The following is a 21,300-nucleotide window of genomic DNA, read 5'->3' as shown; positions in this document are numbered from 1 at the left end:
ACGTCGACGGGCTGTGGTTTCCACTCATTTCTAGCTGAATCAATGGTTTGGGATTTTTGGCACGGATGTCGCTTTATCGCTCCGGTCGCTTGACTCCAATAATAAAAGGCCGAGCCATGTCACTCACCCTGGAGCACGTCAGCCGCACCGTCGAGGGCCAGACCTGGATCGACGATGCCAACCTGAGTTTTGAACCCGGTTCCTTCAACGTTTTGCTGGGGCGCACCCTGTCCGGCAAAACCAGCCTGATGCGCCTGATGGCCGGTCTGGACAAGCCCGACAGCGGCCGCATCCTGATGAACGGCGTCGACGTTACCCAACGGCCGGTGCGCTTGCGCAATGTGTCGATGGTCTATCAGCAGTTCATCAATTACCCGACCATGACGGTGTTCGACAACATCGCCTCGCCGCTGCGCCAGGCCGGTGTATCCAGCGAGCTGATCCAGAGCAAGGTGCTGGAAACTGCGAAGATGCTGCGCATCGAAAAGTTTCTGAAGCGTTATCCGCTGGAGCTTTCCGGTGGCCAGCAACAACGCACGGCCATGGCCCGGGCGCTGGTCAAGGATGCCGAGTTGATCCTGTTCGACGAGCCGCTGGTCAACCTCGATTACAAGTTGCGCGAAGAGCTGCGCCAGGAAATGCGCGAGCTGTTCAAGGCGCGCCATACCATCGCGATCTATGCCACCACCGAACCCAACGAAGCCCTTGCCCTGGGCGGTACCACCACCATTCTTCACGAAGGCCGGGTAATCCAGAGCGGCCAGTCGTCTTCGGTCTATCACCAGCCGCAAACCGTGCTGGCGGCGGAGCTGTTCTCCGAGCCGCCGATCAACCTGATGCCGGGGCGCATTGCCGGCAACGAAGTGAGTTTCGCCAACTTCGTGCACTTTCCGCTGAACGTCGATTTGCGCCCGGTGGGCGAGGGCGAGTTCCGTTTCGGCGTGCGACCCAGCCATATCTCGCTGGTGCCGAGCAATGACGATGACCTTGAACTGGCGGTGACCGTCGAGGTGGCGGAGATCAGTGGCTCGGAAACTTTCCTGCACGTGCGCAACGAGCATTTCCTGCTGGTGCTGCACTTGCCGGGTGTTCACGAGTACGACGTCGACGCGCCGATCCGTATCTACATCCCGACCCATAAACTGTTTGTGTTCGATACGCAGGGCCGGCTGGTGCAGGCGCCGGGCCAGCGTGTCGCGAGGGTAGCCTGATGGCCGAAATTCGTTTGCAGAACCTCGCCCACAGCTACACCAAAACCCCGGTGGGACCCGAGGACTACGCGATCCGCGAGATGGACCACATCTGGGAGCAGGGCGGCGCCTATGCGTTGCTCGGTCCGTCGGGCTGTGGCAAATCAACCTTGCTCAACATTATTTCCGGGCTGCTCAGCCCGTCCCAGGGGCATGTCTTGTTCGACGGCAAAGCGGTCAACGACCTGACGCCGGAGAAGCGCAACATTGCTCAGGTTTTTCAGTTCCCGGTGGTCTACGACACCATGACGGTGTTCGACAACCTGGCCTTCCCCCTGCGCAACCAGGGCATGGCCGAGGCAAGAATCCATACCAAGGTCCAGGAAATCGCCGAAGTCCTCGACCTGCAGAACCTGCTGAACAAAAAGGCGCGCAACCTCACCGCCGACGAAAAACAGAAAGTCTCCATGGGCCGCGGGCTGGTGCGCGACGATGTGTCGGCGATCCTGTTCGACGAGCCGCTGACGGTGATCGACCCGCACCTGAAGTGGAAGCTGCGACGCAAGCTCAAGCAGATCCACGAACAGTTCAACATCACCATGGTCTACGTCACCCACGATCAACTGGAGGCCTCGACCTTCGCCGACAAGATTGCGGTGATGTACGGCGGGCAGATCGTGCAATTCGGCACACCACGGGAACTGTTCGAGCGCCCGAGCCACACCTTTGTCGGCTACTTCATCGGCAGCCCGGGGATGAACCTGATCGAGGTGCAGCCACAACCGGGGGGCGTCGGGTTCGCCTCGACCCACCTGCCGCTGTCCGAGGCCATGCAGCAACGCATCGCCGAATCCGAATGGAAAACCCTGAAGGTCGGCATTCGCCCGGAGTTCGTCCATGTCTGGGACGAAGCCTTTGATGACGCGCTGCGGGCACAGGTCGTACACGTCGAGGACCTGGGCACCTACAAGATCATGACCCTCAACCTCGACGGCGCGCCCCTGAAAGTGCGCCTGGCCGAAGACAAACCGGTGCCGCAAGGCACGGCCTACATCAGCTTTCCGGCGCAGTGGTTGATGGTGTATGCCGATGATTTCCTGCTCGAAGCCCATGCCAACCAGGAGGCGCAGCCATGAACAAGGTGCAGAACAACAAGGCCTGGTGGCTGGTGTTGCCGGTGTTCCTGCTGGTGGCGTTCAGTGCGGTGATCCCGATGATGACTGTGGTCAACTATTCGGTGCAGGACATTTTCGACCAGTCCAGCCGCTATTTCGTCGGTGCCGATTGGTACAAACAGGTACTGCTCGACCCTCGGCTGCACGACTCGCTGCTGCGCCAGTTCATCTATTCCGCTTGCGTGCTGCTGATCGAAATTCCGCTGGGCATCGCCATCGCCCTGACCATGCCGACCAAGGGCCGCTGGTCTTCGGTGGTACTGATCGTGCTGGCCATCCCGCTACTGATCCCGTGGAACGTGGTCGGCACCATCTGGCAGATCTTCGGCCGCGCCGACATCGGCCTGCTCGGTTCGAGCCTCAATGCCATGGGCATCAGCTACAACTATGCGGCGAACACCGCGGACGCCTGGGTCACCGTGCTGGTGATGGACGTCTGGCACTGGACCTCGCTGGTGGCGCTGTTGTGTTTCTCCGGGTTGCGGGCGATTCCGGATGTGTATTACCAGGCGGCGCGAATCGATCGTGCCTCGGCCTGGGCGGTGTTCCGGCATATCCAGTTGCCCAAGCTCAAGAGCGTGCTGCTGATCGCCGTGATGCTGCGTTTCATGGACAGTTTCATGATCTACACCGAGCCGTTCGTGCTGACCGGCGGCGGTCCGGGCAATGCCACGACATTCCTCAGCCAGACCCTGACGCAGATGGCCGTAGGGCAATTCGACCTGGGGCCGGCCGCGGCGTTCTCGCTGGTGTACTTCCTGATCATCCTGTTGGTGTCCTGGCTGTTCTACACCGCCATGACTCACTCTGACGCCAACCGTTGAGGCCCGCGCCATGAGCAAAAGAAAGCTTATCCCTTTGCTGCTCTACATCCTGTTCCTGCTGGTGCCGATCTACTGGCTGCTGAACATGTCCTTCAAGAGCAACAGCGAAATCCTCGGCGGCCTGACGCTGTTTCCGCAGGATTTCACCCTGGCCAACTACAAGGTGATCTTCACCGACCCGAGCTGGTATACCGGCTACATCAACTCGGCGTATTACGTGAGCCTGAACACGATCATTTCCCTGACCGTGGCACTGCCGGCGGCCTATGCCTTCTCGCGCTATCGCTTCCTGGGCGACAAGCACCTGTTCTTCTGGCTGCTGACCAACCGCATGGCGCCGCCGGCGGTGTTCCTGTTGCCGTTCTTCCAGCTGTATTCGTCGATCGGGTTGTTCGACACCCATATTGCCGTGGCCCTGGCTCACTGCCTGTTCAATGTGCCGCTGGCGGTGTGGATTCTCGAAGGGTTCATGTCCGGCGTACCCAAGGAAATCGACGAAACCGCCTACATCGATGGCTACAGTTTCCCCAAGTTCTTCGTGAAGATTTTCATTCCGCTGATCGGCTCCGGCATCGGCGTAACGGCGTTCTTCTGCTTCATGTTTTCCTGGGTCGAACTGCTGCTGGCACGAACCCTCACCTCGGTGAACGCCAAACCCATCGCAGCGGTGATGACCCGCACCGTTTCGGCATCCGGTATCGACTGGGGTGTACTGGCGGCGGCGGGGGTGTTGACCATCCTGCCGGGCATGCTGGTGATCTGGTTTGTTCGCAACCACGTGGCCAAGGGCTTTGCCCTGGGCCGGGTATGAGGAGCTGATGATGGAATGGATGAGTTGGACCGCCCCCACGGCGGCGTTCTTCGGCGTCATTGCCTTGATCCTGGTGGGCATGACCACCTGGGAGTTGCGTTCGCCGAGCGTGCTTCGGCGAGGTTTGCTACCGATTGCCACCACCCGTGGCGATCGTTTGTTCATCGGTCTTCTCGGCAGCGCCTACCTGCATTTGCTGGTAATCGGCGTCACCGACTGGAGCATCTGGGTGGCGTTCGCGTTGTCCCTGGTGTGGCTGTTGGCTGTGATGCGTTGGGGCTAGTCGAATTGCTCGGCACTGTTGCTCCGAAACTCAATAAGGAGGTCTCTATGTTCGACAAAAACAATAAGCTGCGACATAGCATTTCATTGGCAGCCATGCTGGCACTCAGCGGTTTGAGCGCTTCGGCCTGGGCCGATGCCTACGAAGATGCCGCAAAAAAATGGATCGGCAGTGAATTCAAGCCATCCACACTGACGGCCGATCAGCAGCTGGAAGAGTTGAAGTGGTTCATCAAGGCGGCGGAACCCTTTCGCGGAATGAACATCAAGGTGGTGTCGGAAACCATCGCCACCCACGAGTACGAGTCCAAGGTGCTGGCCAAGGCCTTTACCGAGATCACCGGGATCAAGCTGACCCACGACCTGCTGCAGGAAGGCGACGTGGTGGAAAAGCTGCAGACCGTGATGCAATCGGACAAGAGCATCTATGACGGCTGGGTCAACGACTCGGACTTGATCGGTACGCACTTTCGGTACGGCAAGACCGAATCGATCACCGACCTGATGGCGAACGAAGGCAAGGACTTCACCTCGCCGACCCTCGACCTCAAGGACTTCATCGGCATTTCCTTCACCACTGCGCCGGACGGCAAGATCTACCAGTTGCCTGACCAGCAGTTCGCCAACCTGTACTGGTTCCGCGCCGACTGGTTCGAACGCGCGGACCTCAAGGCCAAGTTCAAGGAAAAGTACGGTTACGAGCTGGGCGTCCCGGTGAACTGGTCCGCCTATGAAGACATTGCCAAGTTCTTCAGCGAAGACGTCAAGGAAATCGATGGCAAACGCGTCTACGGGCACATGGACTACGGCAAGAAGGACCCGTCCCTGGGCTGGCGTTTCACCGATGCCTGGTTCTCCATGGCCGGTGGCGGCGACAAGGGCATCCCCAATGGCTTGCCGGTGGACGAGTGGGGCATTCGTGTCGAGGACTGCCACCCGGTGGGTTCCAGCGTGACCCGCGGCGGCGACACCAACGGCCCGGCGGCGGTGTTCGCCACCACCAAGTACGTCGACTGGCTGAAAAAGTACGCGCCTCCGGAAGCGGCGGGCATGACCTTCTCCGAGTCCGGCCCGGTGCCGTCCCAGGGCAGCATCGCCCAGCAGATTTTCTGGTACACCGCCTTCACCGCCGACATGACCAAGCCAGGCCTGGCGGTGATGAACGCCGATGGCACGCCGAAATGGCGCATGGCGCCGTCACCACGGGGACCGTACTGGGAAGAGGGCATGAAGCTGGGCTATCAGGACGTGGGGTCCTGGACCTTCATGAAGTCCACGCCTGAGAAGCAGAAACTGGCGGCCTGGCTCTATGCGCAGTTCGTGACCTCGAAAACCGTGTCGCTGAAGAAAACCATCGTCGGCCTGACGCCTATCCGCGAATCGGATATCAATTCGCAGGCGATGACCGACCTGGCACCGAAACTCGGCGGCCTGGTGGAGTTCTACCGCAGCCCGGCCCGCGTGCAATGGACCCCGACCGGGACCAACGTGCCTGATTATCCTCGCCTCGCGCAGTTGTGGTGGAGCCACATCGCCGAAGCGGCCAGCGGCGACAAAACTCCGCAACAGGCACTCGACGGCCTGGCCAAGGATCAGGACGCGATCATGACCCGTCTGGAGCGTTCGAAGGCACAAGCCACCTGCGCACCGAAAATGAACCCCGAGCGCGATGCTCAGTACTGGTTCGACCAGCCGGGTGCACCGAAGCCGAAACTTGAAAACGAGAAACCGAAAGGCGAAACCGTGAGCTACAGCGAGCTGCTGAAATCGTGGGCGGATGCGCGTAAGTAAGTGTTTGGGAGTGTGAAAGGCGAACGGCACCGAAAGGTGCCGTTTACTTTTGTACTTGATCTGCCGTCTTCGCGGGCAAGCCCGCTCTCGCAGTTTCACGGTATGTCTGCTGATTTTCGCGAACATCATCAAACTCAGAGGTAAAAATCAGCGTTGTACGTTACTTGCAAATTCTGTAAGCAGTTTTATTTTATTCCTGTCGTATACGTCGATTGAGTACTGGGCTAGCTCGTACGGATCCGCCGCCATGTCCACGGGATAAACTTTATAGTCCCTCTTGGAATAAAGAAAATTTATGCCTTGCACATCCTTGTGGAACAGATCTTTTTCCTCCATTTCATCGAACATATCTAGCAAAGCCCTGGCGGCGTGCTGCGGTATAGAACCTTTTTGAATCTCGTTGAGGGGGATGCCATCCAGTTTGATCATCTTGAGATACACCTGATTGTCCTCCAGGAGTGCTGTTGCGGATCCGGCTCCGTAATAAGCGTTAAAACTCTTTGCTTCGGACTCGATAGAACGGGGAATGCTGGTTTCCTGATTCATGCCCTTGAACTTCTTGTAAACATGTTTTCCATCAGAACTCTCGTAGATTTCCCCTTCGCCGCCTCCCGCTATACGGGTACGACCACCAATATCCTCTGCAACAGAAATGAATCTACTCCCGGTTTTTTCAGGTGCCAGATGAAGCTTTTCCATTAATTCGTCAAAAGGATCCGTATTGCTGGTGCTTTCTGGAGGGCTAGGAGGCGTATCAGGGGAATTGAGTTGTTGGCTGTCGGTACTAACAATGTTTGCTGAAGACGGTGTTCCTGATAACGACGGAGGCAAGTACTCAAAGGCCTCTTCTTTCAGATGCTCTCTATTAACCCCCTCGCGTACTCGCCCATCAACATCGAAGTAAGTGATCGGATTGTTTTTCACGATAGCAAACAAATTCAATCCATCCTCCGTCCCCGCCGGATCCGGATTGAGCCAACGCTGCAACCACGCCACGTAATACCTGCAACCAAAGTAATAAAGCCCCGTTGCATCCCGCTCTTTCCCCGAATACCGCACTGTTTTATGACTCGCCTCGACGTCCCCGCATCCGGCGAACCACGCAGTTGTGCCAAAGGGGTGATACCGCTCCTGGCTGATCACGTAACCTGAACTGTCGAGCTCCAAGGCGCAGGAACCCAGATGATCATTGAGGCTGTAACGATATTGATCGTTGGGAGTATCTTTGGGTGGCTCGGATTCCCAGTGCAGGACCCGCACGGTGCTGCGTCCGGCCTGAACGCTGATCACCTGCAACACGTCCCCCGTACCGCTATGGGTGCGGATTTCCAGATTTGGAAGATAACGGACTTCAGAGAACAGCGTTCGGGTATTGGTTTGCATCTGCCGGACTTTACGCATACGCATTCCATCGGCGCCATAAATGTAGCGCTCGCTATCGTCAGGACCAGAGGCTCGCTCAACTGGCCGGACTTCGCGCAATTGGTTGCGCAGGTCCCAACGCAGAGATTGTCCGGGTTGCAGGTTCAGCATATTTCCGTTGGCATCGAAGTTGTTGCGAAAGTCTTCCTCGGTCGGTTCCACACCATTGCGCACTGGTAAACAACGGTTGCTCTGCGTGGCTGCAACCAGGCGATGGCCGTGGTTTTGCGCACCTTGGTGAGTTAATTCCAGTAGATTGCCACCCCGGTCGTAGCGGTAGGTCTGGGTGTAATTGGCGCACGGTGCTGGATCGTCGAACACCAATACCTGCGGGCCCTGATTGGGTCTACCAGACTCCCACCCCGTCGCCTTTATCAACTGATAGAGGCTGTCATACAGATAGTGGTTGATCGGTTCGACCCGCTGATTGGCGAAGTAGCGAATCGGCAGGGCAGCGTCTTCGATGCTGAGCACATTGCCTACCGGGTCGTAGGCATAATGCAAGTCTTGCAGAACGCCGTTGCTCCGTTTGGTTTGAAGCCGAATCAGGCGGCCGCTGTCAGGCGCGTATTGCAGCGTGGTGATTGCGCCGTTGCCAGCTATTTCCTGGACCGTCTGAGAATGGGCGTTGTACTGGATGGCACTGACCAGGATTTTCGGCTCGGTCTCCTTCGCCAATTGCAGGCTAACCTCGCGCAATTGGCCTTCGAGGGTTTGGCCAAGAATCTGTCGGTGGCCTTTGGCGTCGGTCTGCTCAATGATTTCGCCCAACGAGTTGAAGTGTGAGCGGCTCGTGGCCCCTTGGCCGGACTCAAGCAACTTGTCGCGCTCGGTCACAAACTGGGGCCAGTCGGGGAGTTCCACAGAGCACAGAAAATATCGAGTCAGCTCTGAAACCCCTCCGGTCAATCCGAATGCCGAAAATAGCTGCGTGCCTGCCGGATCATCGTGACGAATCAGTCGCCCACACTGGTTGCGCTCGGCGAATGCTGGGTCAGCTCCGCCATAACCACATCGCTCGGTACACAACGGCTGGCCATCAGCCGTCTGCTCGAACACCGCCAGCGTTCGCATTTGCTCGTCGTAGTCAGCCCAGCGCTGACTGCCCCGGCTATCCCAACTGTGCTCGGGCCGATCCGACGAACTCAACAAGCTGACATGCCACCCTGCATCGACGCTGATCGTGCTAAATACCCGGCCGGACAGGGAGTACGTCGTGGAGAGGTTGGCGGGAGCAGAGGCGTCTGTCGATCGTCGCGGATCCCGCTGTGTCACCAGCCGTCCGGCGACGTCATACTGCTGCACAGTGACCCGAGCCTCGCACTCGCTGGTGTCCTGGCGCCAGTAGGCAACCTGACGCACCGGCAAACCACGGCTGTCAGTGACCGCGATGTGTGGGGTTCGCGAGTCGATACTTGAATTCATGCGCCAGTTCCAGATCAAGTCTATGGCACGACTCAAACTAGCAATTAAACAAGCACGGGGTAAGCTGTCAGAGATGACAGTCCGATCAACTTTTTAGACCGAACTAATTCGAGTGGTTTGTGGGTGGACTCAAGAGGGTAGGGCAGTAACAAGTCCAAAAACGCAAAAACGGTACCCGAAAACTTGTCAGCCATCACCAGCCGTCGCATAGGCTGCTTCCTGAAAAGGGTAGAGCATTAAGATCAAAAGATCGCAGCCTGCGGCAGCTCCTACAGGCTGTACACCTCCCCAATGTAGGAGCTGCCGCAGGCTGCGATCTTTTGACTTTGCCCCCCCAAAAACGCAAAAACGGCACCCGAAGGTGCCGTTTCCGTTTGTTGCCGAGTATCGTCTAAGCGATCAACCCGCCAGACCCGACTGTTGAACCAGGTTCAGCAGAGGTTGTGGGTACAGGCCGAGGAAGAACGCGAGTACCGCGATGGCCAGCAGCATCACGCCGCCTGCACGTTGTTCCCAGTGCAGTTGCGCATCGTGGCGACGCAGGTTCGGTTCGATCAGGTACAGGGTGACCATCACACGCAGGTAATAGAACACGCCGATGGCGCTGCCCAGTACCAGGGAGGCGACCAGCCACCACTGATGCGACTCGACGCCGGTGGCGATGATGTAGAACTTGCCGATGAAGCCGGCGGTCAGCGGGATACCGGCCAGGGACAGCATCATCACGGTCAGTACGGCAGTCAGGTACGGACGGCGCCAGAACAGGCCGCGGTATTCGTACAGGGCATCCGCGTCACGGCCGTTGTACGGCGAGGACATCAGGGTGATCACGCCGAAGGCGCCGAGGCTGGTGATCACGTAGGTGACCAGGTACACGCCGATGGCTTCCACGGCCAGACCCTTGCTCGCCACCAGGGCGATCAGCAGGTAGCCGAAGTGGGCGATGGACGAGTAACCCAGCAGACGCTTGAGGTTGCTCTGAGTCAGGGCCAGCAGGTTACCGAACAGGATCGACGCGATGGCGATGATGGTCAGCACGTTGCTCAGCACACCGCTGCTCGCCGCTGGCGAGATCTGGAACAGACGCACCATCACCGCGAACACCGCCACTTTCGACGCGGTGGCCAGGAACGCTGCAACCGGCGCCGGAGCACCTTCATAGACGTCCGGGGTCCAGAGGTGGAACGGCACCAGCGACAGCTTGAATGCCAGGCCGATCAGCATCATGCCCAGGCCCAGTTGTGCCAGCGAGCTTGGCAGGCCGGTAGCCGCCAACGCTTGGCCGATACCGACGAAGCTCAGGGAACCGGCGTCAGCGTAGAGCAGGGCCATACCGAACAACAGGAACGCCGAGCCGGCCGCCGACAGCACCATGTACTTGATGCCGGCTTCCAGCGAGCGCTTGTTGAAGAAGGCATAGGCCACCAGACCGTAGACCGGTACCGACAGCAGTTCCAGACCGACGAACAACCCGGCCAGGTGCTGCGCGCTGACCAGCACCAGGCCACCGGCGGCGGCCATCAGGATCAGCAGGTACAGTTCTTCACGGTTGCCCGGGTAACCCGAACCGCCATCGCCGAGGTAGGCGTGGGCGAGGGTCACACAGGCGAGGGTGGCGACCAGGATCAGCGCCATGTACAGGCAGGCGAAGGTGTCGATCTGCAGCAATGGGGTCACGGCCAGGGGCGCGACTTTCAAGGCAGGCAGGATCGACAGCAATGCCAGGTTCAGACCGGCCACCGACAGCAGGAAGGTCTGGGAGTGGTTGCGGCGCCAGGCGATCGCCAGCATCACCACGATGATCGTGGCGCTGGTAATCAACAGCGGCGCTAGCGCGATAAAGTGTTGAGTCGTGAATTCCATAGCGCTCTTACCGGGCCGAAGCGAGTTGAGTGAAGGCGGTGCCGAGCCACTGCTGCACGCCATGCATCGTAGCGGCAGAGGTATCGAGGAACGGTTGCGGGTACACGCCGATGTAGATCAGCAGTGCTGCCAGGCCGACCACCATGATCATTTCGCGACCGTCCATGCCATGCAGCACCGCGTCCGACTTGGCCGGGCCGAAGTAGGCGCGATGGATCATGATCAGCGAATAGACCGAACCGAACACCAGGCCGGACGTGGCGATGATGGTGACCCATGGGGCGATCGGGAAAGTGCCGATCAGGATCAGGAACTCACCGACGAAGTTACCGGTACCCGGCAGGCCCAGGGACGCCGCCGCGAAGAACAGGCTGAGGGCCGGCAGGTAGGCAATCTTCGACCACAGGCCACCCATTTCACGCATGTCGCGGGTGTGAGTGCGTTCGTACAGCTGGCCGCTCAGGATAAAGAGTGCCGCCGCCGACAGACCGTGGGCCAGCATCTGCATCACCGCGCCCTGCAGCGCCAGTTGGCTGCCGGAGTAGATGCCGATCAGTACGAAACCCATGTGGGAAACGGACGAGAAGGCGATCAGTCGCTTGATGTCGGTTTGCGCGAACGCCAGGAACGCACCGTAGAAGATCCCGATCAGACCCAGGGTCATGGCGATCGGCGCAAACTCGGCCGAGGCATTCGGGAACAGTGGCAAGGCGAAACGCAGCAGGCCGTAGGCCGCAGTCTTCAGCAAGATACCGGCGAGGTCGACGGAACCGGCGGTCGGTGCCTGGGCGTGAGCGTCAGGCAGCCAGGAGTGGAACGGTACGACTGGCAGCTTGACCGCGAAGGCGATGAAGAAGCCGAGCATCAGGATGTACTCGGTGGTCGTCGACATCTTGGTCTTCAACAGGTCGGCGTAGTTGAAGGTGATCACGCCGGTGTCGTTGAAGTTGACCAGTACCAGGCCCAGGATCGCCACCAGCATGATCAGGCCGGAAGCCTGAGTGAAGATGAAGAACTTGGTCGCCGCGTAGATCCGGGTTTTCTTGCCGTCCGAAGAACTGTGACCCCAGAGCGCGATGAGGAAGTACATCGGCACCAGCATCATTTCCCAGAAGAAGAAGAACATGAACAGGTCGAGGGCGAGGAACACGCCGACGACACCGCCCAGGATCCACATCAGGTTCAGGTGGAAGAAGCCCACGTGACGCTGGATCTCTTTCCACGAGCAGAGTACCGAGAGGACACCCAGCAGGCCGGTCAGCATGATCATCAACAGCGACAGGCCGTCGAGGGCCAGGTGCACGTTGATGCCGAAGCGCTGGATCCAGACATGCTTGAACTCAAGCGCCCAGGTCGGATCGGCACCCGGTGCCGGAGCAAATGAATAGTCACCGTTGGCCCACAGCCAGAGGCCGAGGGAGAGCAGCAGGGACATGGTGATCAGCGCAATCCAGCGGGGGAGGGTGGCGCCGAAGCGCTCACCCATCCAGCACAGCAGGCCGCCGATGAAGGGGATCAGGATTAGCCAAGGCAGAATCATGACGGGTTCGTTTCCTTTCGCAAATTCGCAAGGTTCATATCAGACCGCTACCAGCACGACGGCGCCGATGACCAGCACGGCACCAGCAGCCATCGAGGCGGCATACCAACGCAGTTGACCGGTCTCGGTACGGCTCAGGGCGGTGTGACCGCCTTTGGCCATGCGCGGGATCAGACCTATGGTCTGGTCGAGCGGGTCTTTGCGCAGGATGTGGCTGATCGCCAGGTACGGCTTGACGAACAGTTTGTCGTAGATCCAGTCGAAGCCCCAGGCAGCGAACCACCAGGCCGAAAGGACACGGCCGATGCCGCTGTTGGCGATGGCCGTCACGAAGCGACGCTTGCCGAGGAACAGCAGCGCGGACAGCAGGATACCGGCCAGGGCGATGGCGCCCGAAGCGATTTCCAGGCTGTGCTTGGCTTCGCCGCCGGCATGGCCGACGCTCTCAGGCAGCACGCCGTGCAGTGGCGGAACGATCATGGCGCCGACGAAGGTCGACAGCACGATCAGTACCGACAGTGGCAGCCAGTGGGCAATGCCGTGACCGGCGTGGGCTTCGGTCTTCGCTTCACCGTGGAACGCGATGAAGATCAGGCGGAAGGTGTACAGCGAAGTCATGAACGCACCGACCAGACCTGCATACAGCAGACCTTCGTTACCGCTGGCAAACGCTTCCCAGAGGATTTCGTCCTTGGAGTAGAAGCCCGCGGTGACCAGTGGCAGGGCCGCCAGGGCCGCGCCGCCGACGATGAAGCTTGCGTAGGCCAGTGGCAGTTTCTTCCACAGGCCGCCCATCTTGAAGATGTCCTGCTCGTGGTGGCAGGCAACGATCACCGCACCGGATGCAAGGAACAGCAGGGCCTTGAAGAAGGCGTGGGTCATCAGGTGGAAGATCGCGCCATCCCAGGCACCGACGCCCAGGGCCAGGAACATGTAGCCGATCTGGCTCATGGTCGAGTAGGCGAGGATACGCTTGATGTCGGTCTGAACCAGGGCTGCAAAACCAGCCAGGACCAGGGTCACGCCACCGACAATGCCTACCAGGTGCAGGATTTCCGGCGCCAGGGTGAACAGGCCGTGGGTACGGGCGATCAGGTAGACACCGGCGGTCACCATGGTTGCGGCGTGGATCAGTGCCGAAACCGGAGTAGGACCGGCCATCGCGTCCGCCAGCCAGGTTTGCAGTGGCAGTTGCGCGGATTTACCGACAGCGCCGCCCAGCAGCATCAGGGTGGCCATGACCATCCAGAAGTCGCCGGCCTGGAATTTCTGCGGTGCCAGCACCAGCAGTTCCTGAACGTTCAGCGTGCCCAGTTGGGCAAACAGAATGAACAGGCCGATGGCCATGAACACGTCACCGATGCGGGTCACGATGAAGGCTTTGAGTGCGGCGTTACCGTTGTTGCGGTTGCTGTAGTAGAAACCGATCAACAGGTACGAGCACAGGCCCACGCCTTCCCAGCCGAAGTACAGGAACAACAGGTTATCGCCCAGCACGAGGAACAGCATGCTGGCGATGAACAGGTTGGTGTAGGCGAAGAAACGCGAGTAACCGGCTTCACCGCGCATGTACCAGGACGCGAAAAGGTGGATCAGGAAGCCGACGCCGACGACCACACCGAGCATGGTCACGGACAGGCCGTCCAGGTACAGGGCGAAGTTAGGCGTGAAGCCTTCCACCGCCATCCACTGCCACAACACCTGGGTGTAGTGGCCGCCTTCCGGCGGGGCGACGTTGAATTGCCAGATCACGTAGGCGGTAACGATCGCCGACAGACCGATGGAGCCGACGCCAATCAGCGCGGCCAGGTTTTCCGAGATGCGTCCACGGGAGAACGACAACAGCAGGAAACCGATGAGAGGGAATACGAAAGTCAGATAGAGAAGGTTCATCCGCGCATCTCACTGGCAGCGTCGATATCGAGCGTGTGGAAGCGGCGATACAGTTGCAGCAGGATCGCCAGGCCGATACTGGCCTCGGCGGCTGCCAGGCTGATCACCAGGATGAACATGATCTGTCCATCCGGCTGCGCCCAGCGGCTACCGGCAACGATGAACGCCAGGGCGGAGGCATTCATCATGACCTCCAGGCTCATCAGCACGAAAAGGATGTTGCGGCGGACCATCAGGCCGACCAGGCCGAGGCAGAACAGGATGCCGGCGACCGCCAGACCATGCTCCATGGGGATAGCAGGCATCGTCATTGCTCCTTGGCTTCGTTGCGGCCCAAGTGGAACGCCGTGACGGCTGCAGCGAGCAGCAGCATCGAGGCGAGTTCGACCACCAGCAGGTAAGGACCGAACAGGCTGATGCCCACGGCCTTGGCGTCTACGGTGGTGTGGCCGACGGCCTGGCCGCTCTGGTGGGAGAACAGCACGTACAGCAGTTCCACCAGCAGCAGCGCGGCGAGGAGGACCGGGCCGCCCCAGATGCCGGGCTTGAGCCAGACGCGCTCTTGCTGAACCGAGGCGGGGCCCAGGTTCAGCATCATCACCACGAACACGAACAGCACCATGATGGCGCCAGCGTAGGCGATCACTTCCAGGACACCGGCAAACGGTGCGCCGAGGGCGAAGAACGTCATGGCCACGGCGATCAGCGAAATGATCAGGTAGAGCAGGGCGTGCACAGGGTTGGTGTTGGTGATCACGCGAAGCGTGGACACCACAGCGATACCCGATGCGAAATAGAAAGCGAATTCCATCTTTCTTCCTTAAGGCAGCAAGCTCTTCACGTTGATCGGTTCGGCTTCGTTCTGCGCGGAGCCTTTCGGCTTCCCGGCAATCGCCATACCTGCAACACGATAGAAGTTGTAATCAGGGTTTTTGCCGGGGCCGGAGATCAGCAGATCTTCTTTCTCGTAAACCAGGTCCTGACGTTTGAACTCGGCCATCTCGAAATCCGGTGTCAGCTGGATCGCGGTGGTCGGGCAGGCTTCCTCGCAGAGGCCACAGAAAATGCAGCGCGAGAAGTTGATGCGGAAGAAGTCCGGGTACCAGCGACCGTCTTCGGTTTCAGCTTTCTGCAGCGAGATGCAACCGACCGGGCAGGCCACGGCGCACAGGTTGCAGGCTACGCAACGCTCTTCGCCATCGGGGTCACGGGTCAGGACGATGCGTCCACGGTAGCGCGGCGGCAGGTAGACCGGTTCTTCCGGGTACTGCAGCGTGTCGCGCTTGCGGAAGGCGTGGCCGAAAATCATCACCAGGCTGCGAAGCTGGGTGTAGAAGCCATGCACGATGTCAAATATGTACTTCATGATTCTCTATCCTCACTGAGCCGCGACGGCGGGCGTGTTGAGCAACACGATCGCAGCGGTCACCAGCATGTTGACGAGGGTCAGCGGCAGGCAGAACTTCCAGCTGAAATCCATCACCTGGTCATACCGTGGGCGCGGAATCGACGCGCGCAGCAGGATGAACATCATGATGAAGAACGCGGTTTTCAGTGCGAACCAGATGAACGGGATCTGCGGCAGGAGACCGAACGGACCGTGCCAGCCACCGAAGAACAAGGTCACCAGCAGCGCCGAAATCAACACGATGCCGATGTACTCGCCGACGAAGAACATGCCCCATTTCATGCCGGCGTATTCAATGTGGTAACCGTCGGCCAGTTCCTGTTCCGCTTCCGGCTGGTCGAACGGGTGACGGTGAGTCACGGCCACGCCAGCGATGAAGAAGGTCAGGAACCCGAAGATCTGCGGAATGATGAACCACAGGTTCTGCGCCTGATATTCAACGATGTCGCGCATGTTGAACGAGCCGACCTGGATCACGATGCCCATCAGCGACAGGCCCATGAACACTTCGTACGACACGGTTTGCGCCGAGGCACGCAAGCTGCCCAGCAGGGCGAACTTGTTGTTGCTCGACCAGCCGGCGAACAGCACCGCGTAGACCGAGAGGCCGGCCATGGCGAAGAAGAACAGGATGCCGATGTTGATGTCCGCCACGCCCCAGGTCGGGGTGATCGGGATGATCGCGAAGGCAATCAGCAGGGCGCTCATGGCCACGACCGGTGCCAGGGTGAAGATCATCTTGTCGGCGAATGGAGGCGTCCAGTCTTCCTTGAAGAACATCTTGATCATGTCGGCAGCGATCTGGAACGCGCCGAACGGGCCGACGCGGTTCGGACCGTAACGGTCCTGCCAGAGGGCGAGCAAGCGACGCTCGACCCAGCTGAGCAGGGCGCCGCAGATCACCACGGCGAGCAGAATCACCACGGCCTTGAGGACCGCGATGATCACGTCGATCACTTCAGGAGTGAACCAGGTCATTGAGCTGCCTCCTGCAGACCGTCAACGGATTTGCCAAAGATTGCTGGCGGAATGCCGGCGATGCCCGCAGGCAAGGCCACCAGGCCTGCGCCCAGTTCTTCATTGATGCGCAGTGGCAGACGCAGGGTCTGGCCGGCCACGTTCAGGCTCAGCATGGCACCGTCGTTGACGCCCAGGCGGTCGGCTTCGGACTTGGCCAGTGCGACGTAGGCCGCCGGAATGCGTTCCTGGACCGGAGCGGCTTTCGAAGAGTTCTCTTCGCTGCCGAACAGGTGGAAGAACGGCACGACCTGCCAGGTGCCTGGAGCCGGGTTGAACGCGCGCGGAACGCTGGCGAACCAGTTCAGCGAATCACCGGTGCTTTCGATCAGGCGGGTGCCCGGGTCGCCAGCGCGGATGTGACCACCGACTTCGTCCTGGAACTTGTTCCAGGCTTGCGGCGAGTTCCAGCCCGGAGACCAGGCGAATGGCACTTGCTGACGCGGTTCGGCCGAACCCGAGTAACCTTCCATGGAGAAGGCGAACGCGGTGTCCTTGTCCTGCGGGGTACGCGGTTCGTGCACGCTGATGTCGGCGCGCATGGCGGTACGACCGGAGTAGCGCAGCGGTTCACGGGCCAGTTTCATGCCCTTGATGCGGAACGCGGCGGACGGTGCGGCGTCGACAATGCGGTTCAGGACCGGTGTGCTGGAAGCGACAGCGGCGGTGACGTGGTCCAGCTGGGTCCAGTCGATCGGCTGGTTCAGCAGGGTGGCGCGCAGGGCATGCAGCCAGCGCCAGCCTTCGTGAACCAGGATGCTCGCGTCCATGTACTTCGGATCGAAGACCTGGAAGAAGCGCTGGGCGCGGCCTTCCTGGCTGACCAGGGTACCGTCGCCTTCAGCGAAGCTGGCGGCTGGCAGGACCAGGTGCGCGCGATCGCTGGTGGCAGTCTTCTGATGGTCGGCCACGATCACCACTTTTGCGGCAGTCAGGGCGGCATCGACACGGGCTTTGTCGGTACGGGTGTACAGATCGTTTTCCAGTACGACGATGGCGTCAGCCTTGCCGTCGATCACGGCTTGCAGCGCGGCGTCGACCGATTCGCCACCGAGCATGGCCAGGCCGAGGCTGTTGGCCTCCGGCACGATCAGGCTGATGGAGCCGTTCTTCTCGCGCAGCTTCAGGGCCTTGGCGATGTTCGCGGCAGCTTCGATCAGGGCTTTGGAGCCCAGGGAAGTACCGGCGATGATCAGTGGGCGCTTGGCCGCGAGCAGGGCGTCGGCGATGCGCTTGGCCAGTTCGAGGGCTTCAGCGTCCAAGCCTTCAACGGCAGGCGCGCTGGCGTCGAGGGCATGGGCCACGGCGAAACCGATGCGGGCCAGATCGTCGGGAGCGGCGTGAACGCACTCTTCGGCGATGTCGTCGAGCTTGGTTTCAGCCAGGCTGGCGATGAACAGCGGGTTCAGCGCGTGCTGGCCGATGTTCTTCACCGCGGCGTCGAGCCAGGGCTGGACGCGCATGGCGTCGGCCATGTCTTCGGCCTTGCCCTTGACCGATTGACGCAGGGACAGGGCCATGCGCGCAGCCGTCTGGGTCAGGTCTTCACCGAGGACGAACACGGCGTCGTGGTCTTCGATGTCGCGCATGTTCGGCACTGGCAGCGGGCTGTCCTTGAGCACTTGCAGGACCAGGCGGATGCGCTCCAGTTCGGACGCTTCGATACCCGAGTAGAAGTGCTCGGCGCCGACCAGTTCGCGCAACGCGTAGTTGCTTTCGAGGCTGGCGCGTGGCGAACCGATACCGACGATGTTGCGACCGCGCAGCAGGTCGGCGGCTTTATCCAGCGCTTCGTCGAGACTCAGCTTGGTGCCGTTGGCCAGCAGCGGCTGACGTGGACGGTCTTCGCGGTTGACGTAGCCATAGCCGAAACGGCCACGGTCGCACAGGAAGTACTGGTTCACCGAACCGTTGAAACGGTTTTCGATGCGGCGCAGTTCACCGTAACGTTCGCCCGGGGAAATGTTGCAACCGCTGGAGCAGCCATGGCAGATGCTCGGCGAGAACTGCATGTCCCACTTGCGGTTGTAGCGCTCGGAGTGAGTCTTGTCGGTGAACACACCGGTCGGGCAGACCTCGGTGAGGTTGCCGGAGAACTCGCTTTCCAGGGTGCCGTCTTCAACGCGACCGAAGTACACGTTGTCGTGGGCGCCGAACACACCCAGATCGGTGCCGCCGGCGTAGTCCTTATAGAAGCGCACGCAGCGGTAGCAAGCGATGCAGCGGTTCATTTCGTGGGAAATGAACGGGCCCAGTTGCTGGTTCTGGTGGGTACGCTTGGTGAAGCGGTAACGGCGCTCGTTGTGGCCGGTCATTACCGTCATGTCTTGCAGGTGGCAGTGACCGCCTTCTTCACAGACCGGGCAGTCGTGAGGGTGGTTGGTCATCAGCCATTCAACAACACTGGCGCGGAAAGCCTTGGATTCTTCATCATCGATGGAGATCCAGGTGTTGTCGGTGGCAGGGGTCATGCAGGACATGACGATACGACCGCGGGTGTCGTTCTCGTCGGTGTACTGCTTGACCGCGCACTGGCGGCAAGCGCCAACGCTGCCCAGGGCAGGGTGCCAGCAGAAATACGGAATATCGAGGCCCAGAGACAGACATGCCTGTAACAGGTTGTCTGCCCCATCGACTTCGAGCGCTTTGCCGTCTACGTGGATAGTGGCCATGGTTCAAAGTTCTTCGTTGGCCCGGTGTCAGCGGGCGTGGCTAATGGAATCTTGTTATCCGTGTGAATCAACACAGCCGCTTACGGCGTCATCACACGAAAAGCGAAGGGCACGGACCCTTCGCCTTTTTAAGCGGTTACGCGCCGACTACGATCGGCCTTGCCAGAGGCGGGACGGCGGCGCTGACAGGCGCGATACCGGCTTCGAACTCTGGACGGAAGTATTTGATTGCGCTGCCCAACGGCTCCACGGCGCCCGGTGCGTGAGCACAGAAGGTCTTGCCCGGGCCGAGGAAACCGACCAGACCCAGCAGGGTCTCGATGTCGCCTGGCTGGCCTTCACCGTTCTCGATGGCCATCAGGAGCTTGACGCTCCATGGCAAGCCATCGCGGCACGGGGTGCAGAAGCCACAGGATTCGCGGGCGAAGAACTGCTCCATGTTGCGCAGCAGGGACACCATGTTGACGCTGTCGTCCACCGCCATGGCCAGGCCGGTACCCATGCGGGTGCCCACTTTGGCGATGCCGCCGGCGTACATTTGCGCGTCCAGGTGTTCCGGCAACAGGAAGCCGGTACCGGCGCCGCCAGGCTGCCAGGCCTTGAGCTTGTAACCGTCGCGCATGCCACCGGCGTAGTCTTCGAACAGCTCGCGACCGGTGACGCCGAACGGCAATTCCCACAGGCCCGGGTTCTTGACCTTGCCGGAGAAGCCCATGAGCTTGGTGCCCATGTCTTCGCTACCTTCACGGGCCAACGATTTGTACCAGTCCACGCCGTCGGCAATGATCGCCGGCACGTTGCACAGGGTCTCGACGTTGTTCACGCAAGTCGGCTTGCCCCACACGCCAACGGCGGCAGGGAAGGGCGGCTTGGAGCGCGGGTTGGCGCGGCGGCCTTCGAGGGAGTTGATCAGTGCGGTTTCTTCACCGCAGATGTAACGCCCGGCACCGGTGTGGACGAACAGCTCGAAATCGAAACCGCTGCCCAGGATGTTCTTGCCCAAAAGGCCTGCTGCCTTGGCTTCTTCCACGGCACGGTTCAGGTGCTTGGCGGCGGTGGTGTACTCGCCACGCAGGAAGATGTAGCCGCGGTAGGTTTTCAGCGCGCGGGCGCTGATCAGCATGCCTTCGATCAGCAGATGGGGCAGTTGCTCCATCAGCATGCGGTCTTTCCAGGTGTTCGGCTCCATTTCATCCGCGTTGCACAGCAGGTAGCGGATGTTGATGGATTCGTCCTTGGGCATCAGGCCCCACTTCACGCCAGTGGGGAAGCCTGCACCGCCGCGACCCTTGAGGCCGGAATCTTTCACGGTCTGGACGATGTCGTCCTGGGCCATGTCGGCGAAGGCCTTGCGCGCTGCGGCGTAACCGTTCTTGGCCTGGTACTCGTCGAGCCATACGGCTTCGCCGTCATCGCGCAGACGCCAGGTGAGCGGGTGAGTCTCGGCCGAACGCTTGATGCGGTTGGCTGGACCGAAGGAAGTCAGGGTCATACGTAGCCCTCGAGCAATTTGGCAACGCCTGCTGGCTGCACATCACCGAACGTGTCGTCGTCGATCATCAGCGCCGGCGCCTTGTCGCAGTTGCCGAGGCAGCAGACCGGCAGCAGGGTGAAACGACCGTCGGCGGTGGTCTGACCCAGGCCGATGCCGAGCTTGCTCTGGATTTCGCTGACCACGGACTCGTGGCCGCCGATGTAGCAGACCATGCTGTCGCAGACGCGAATGATGTGACGGCCGACCGGCTGACGGAAGATCTGGCTGTAGAACGTCGCCACGCCTTCAACATCGCTGGCCGGGATGCCGAGGATCTCGCCAATGGCGTACAGGGCGCCGTCCGGCACCCAGCCACGTTCCTTCTGGACGATCTTCAGGGCTTCGATCGACGCCGCGCGCGGGTCTTCGTAGTGATGCAGCTCGTGCTCGATGGCCGAGCGCTCGGTTTCACTCAAGGTGAAACGGTCTGTCTGGATAAGCGTGCTGTTCATG

Annotated in this window: 17 protein-coding genes; 6 read left to right on the top strand and 11 right to left on the bottom strand. The window is 60.3% G+C overall.

All coding sequences use genetic code 11. The features are described 5' to 3' along the window. Positions 1-116: 116 nt before the first annotated feature. The 6 genes from ACEN83_RS20335 to ACEN83_RS20310 are packed head-to-tail and all read left to right on the top strand — an operon-like array spanning position 117 to position 6,073. The gene (locus ACEN83_RS20335) at positions 117-1,211 is read left to right on the top strand and encodes an ABC transporter ATP-binding protein (protein ID WP_015094365.1); all 1,095 of its coding nucleotides are present in this window, start codon (positions 117-119) and stop codon (positions 1,209-1,211) included. Further along, complete coding sequence (locus ACEN83_RS20330; protein WP_495578227.1) at positions 1,211-2,326, top strand: ABC transporter ATP-binding protein; 1,116 nt, start codon at positions 1,211-1,213, stop codon at positions 2,324-2,326. Before ACEN83_RS20335 ends, ACEN83_RS20330 begins: the two co-directional genes overlap by 1 nt. Continuing rightward, entirely contained in the window at positions 2,323-3,189 is an 867-nt protein-coding gene (locus tag ACEN83_RS20325) for a carbohydrate ABC transporter permease (protein WP_007970461.1), read from the top strand. The genes ACEN83_RS20330 and ACEN83_RS20325 overlap by 4 nt, the downstream gene beginning before the upstream one ends. Before the next feature lie 10 nt (positions 3,190-3,199). Then, complete coding sequence (locus tag ACEN83_RS20320) at positions 3,200-4,000, top strand: carbohydrate ABC transporter permease (RefSeq protein ID WP_007970460.1); 801 nt, start codon at positions 3,200-3,202, stop codon at positions 3,998-4,000. Between the two features lie 10 nt (positions 4,001-4,010). Further along, positions 4,011-4,283, top strand: a complete 273-nt coding sequence (locus tag ACEN83_RS20315; protein WP_015094367.1) for a DUF2160 domain-containing protein — start codon at positions 4,011-4,013, stop codon at positions 4,281-4,283. A gap of 47 nt (positions 4,284-4,330) precedes the next feature. After that, on the top strand, positions 4,331-6,073 hold the full coding sequence (locus ACEN83_RS20310; RefSeq protein ID WP_407801170.1) for an ABC transporter substrate-binding protein: 1,743 nt from the start codon (positions 4,331-4,333) through the stop codon (positions 6,071-6,073). Positions 6,074-6,220: 147 nt separating this feature from the next. Here ACEN83_RS20310 and ACEN83_RS20305 read toward each other — a convergent pair whose 3' ends face one another. The 11 genes from ACEN83_RS20305 to nuoE form a co-directional block, all read right to left on the bottom strand. After that, positions 6,221-8,920, bottom strand: a complete 2,700-nt coding sequence (locus tag ACEN83_RS20305) for an RHS repeat domain-containing protein (protein WP_495578226.1) — start codon at positions 8,918-8,920, stop codon at positions 6,221-6,223. A 399-nt stretch (positions 8,921-9,319) separates the two neighbouring features. After that, positions 9,320-10,783 (bottom strand): NADH-quinone oxidoreductase subunit NuoN, encoded by a 1,464-nt coding sequence (nuoN, locus tag ACEN83_RS20300; RefSeq protein ID WP_007970453.1) that lies wholly within the window; start codon positions 10,781-10,783, stop codon positions 9,320-9,322. 7 nt (positions 10,784-10,790) lie between these two features. Further along, complete coding sequence (gene nuoM / locus ACEN83_RS20295; protein ID WP_007970452.1) at positions 10,791-12,323, bottom strand: NADH-quinone oxidoreductase subunit M; 1,533 nt, start codon at positions 12,321-12,323, stop codon at positions 10,791-10,793. A gap of 39 nt (positions 12,324-12,362) precedes the next feature. Continuing rightward, positions 12,363-14,216 (bottom strand): NADH-quinone oxidoreductase subunit L, encoded by a 1,854-nt coding sequence (gene nuoL / locus ACEN83_RS20290; RefSeq protein ID WP_116581350.1) that lies wholly within the window; start codon positions 14,214-14,216, stop codon positions 12,363-12,365. Continuing rightward, entirely contained in the window at positions 14,213-14,521 is a 309-nt protein-coding gene (gene nuoK, locus ACEN83_RS20285; protein WP_007946416.1) for an NADH-quinone oxidoreductase subunit NuoK, read from the bottom strand. Before nuoK ends, nuoL begins: the two co-directional genes overlap by 4 nt. A gap of 2 nt (positions 14,522-14,523) precedes the next feature. Beyond that, positions 14,524-15,027, bottom strand: coding sequence for an NADH-quinone oxidoreductase subunit J (gene nuoJ, locus ACEN83_RS20280; protein ID WP_103395473.1), 504 nt, complete (start codon positions 15,025-15,027; stop codon positions 14,524-14,526). 9 nt (positions 15,028-15,036) lie between these two features. Beyond that, positions 15,037-15,582, bottom strand: coding sequence for an NADH-quinone oxidoreductase subunit NuoI (gene nuoI, locus ACEN83_RS20275; RefSeq protein WP_007970449.1), 546 nt, complete (start codon positions 15,580-15,582; stop codon positions 15,037-15,039). A 12-nt stretch (positions 15,583-15,594) separates the two neighbouring features. Further along, a complete protein-coding gene (nuoH, locus tag ACEN83_RS20270; protein WP_116581352.1) occupies positions 15,595-16,602 on the bottom strand; it encodes an NADH-quinone oxidoreductase subunit NuoH in 1,008 nt (335 codons plus the stop codon). Then, positions 16,599-19,313, bottom strand: coding sequence for an NADH-quinone oxidoreductase subunit NuoG (gene nuoG / locus ACEN83_RS20265; RefSeq protein WP_495578225.1), 2,715 nt, complete (start codon positions 19,311-19,313; stop codon positions 16,599-16,601). The genes nuoH and nuoG overlap by 4 nt, the downstream gene beginning before the upstream one ends. A gap of 136 nt (positions 19,314-19,449) precedes the next feature. After that, positions 19,450-20,805: an NADH-quinone oxidoreductase subunit NuoF gene (gene nuoF / locus ACEN83_RS20260; RefSeq protein ID WP_495578224.1), complete on the bottom strand. Its 1,356-nt coding sequence runs from the start codon at positions 20,803-20,805 to the stop codon at positions 19,450-19,452. After that, positions 20,802-21,299, bottom strand: a complete 498-nt coding sequence (gene nuoE / locus ACEN83_RS20255; protein ID WP_008020715.1) for an NADH-quinone oxidoreductase subunit NuoE — start codon at positions 21,297-21,299, stop codon at positions 20,802-20,804. Before nuoE ends, nuoF begins: the two co-directional genes overlap by 4 nt. Position 21,300 lies beyond the last annotated feature (1 nt).

The sequence above is a fragment of the Pseudomonas sp. Pseusp49 genome (assembly GCF_059491875.1).
Note: the sequence above shows the minus strand (reverse complement) of the source record. Positions and strands in the feature narration are given on the sequence as shown.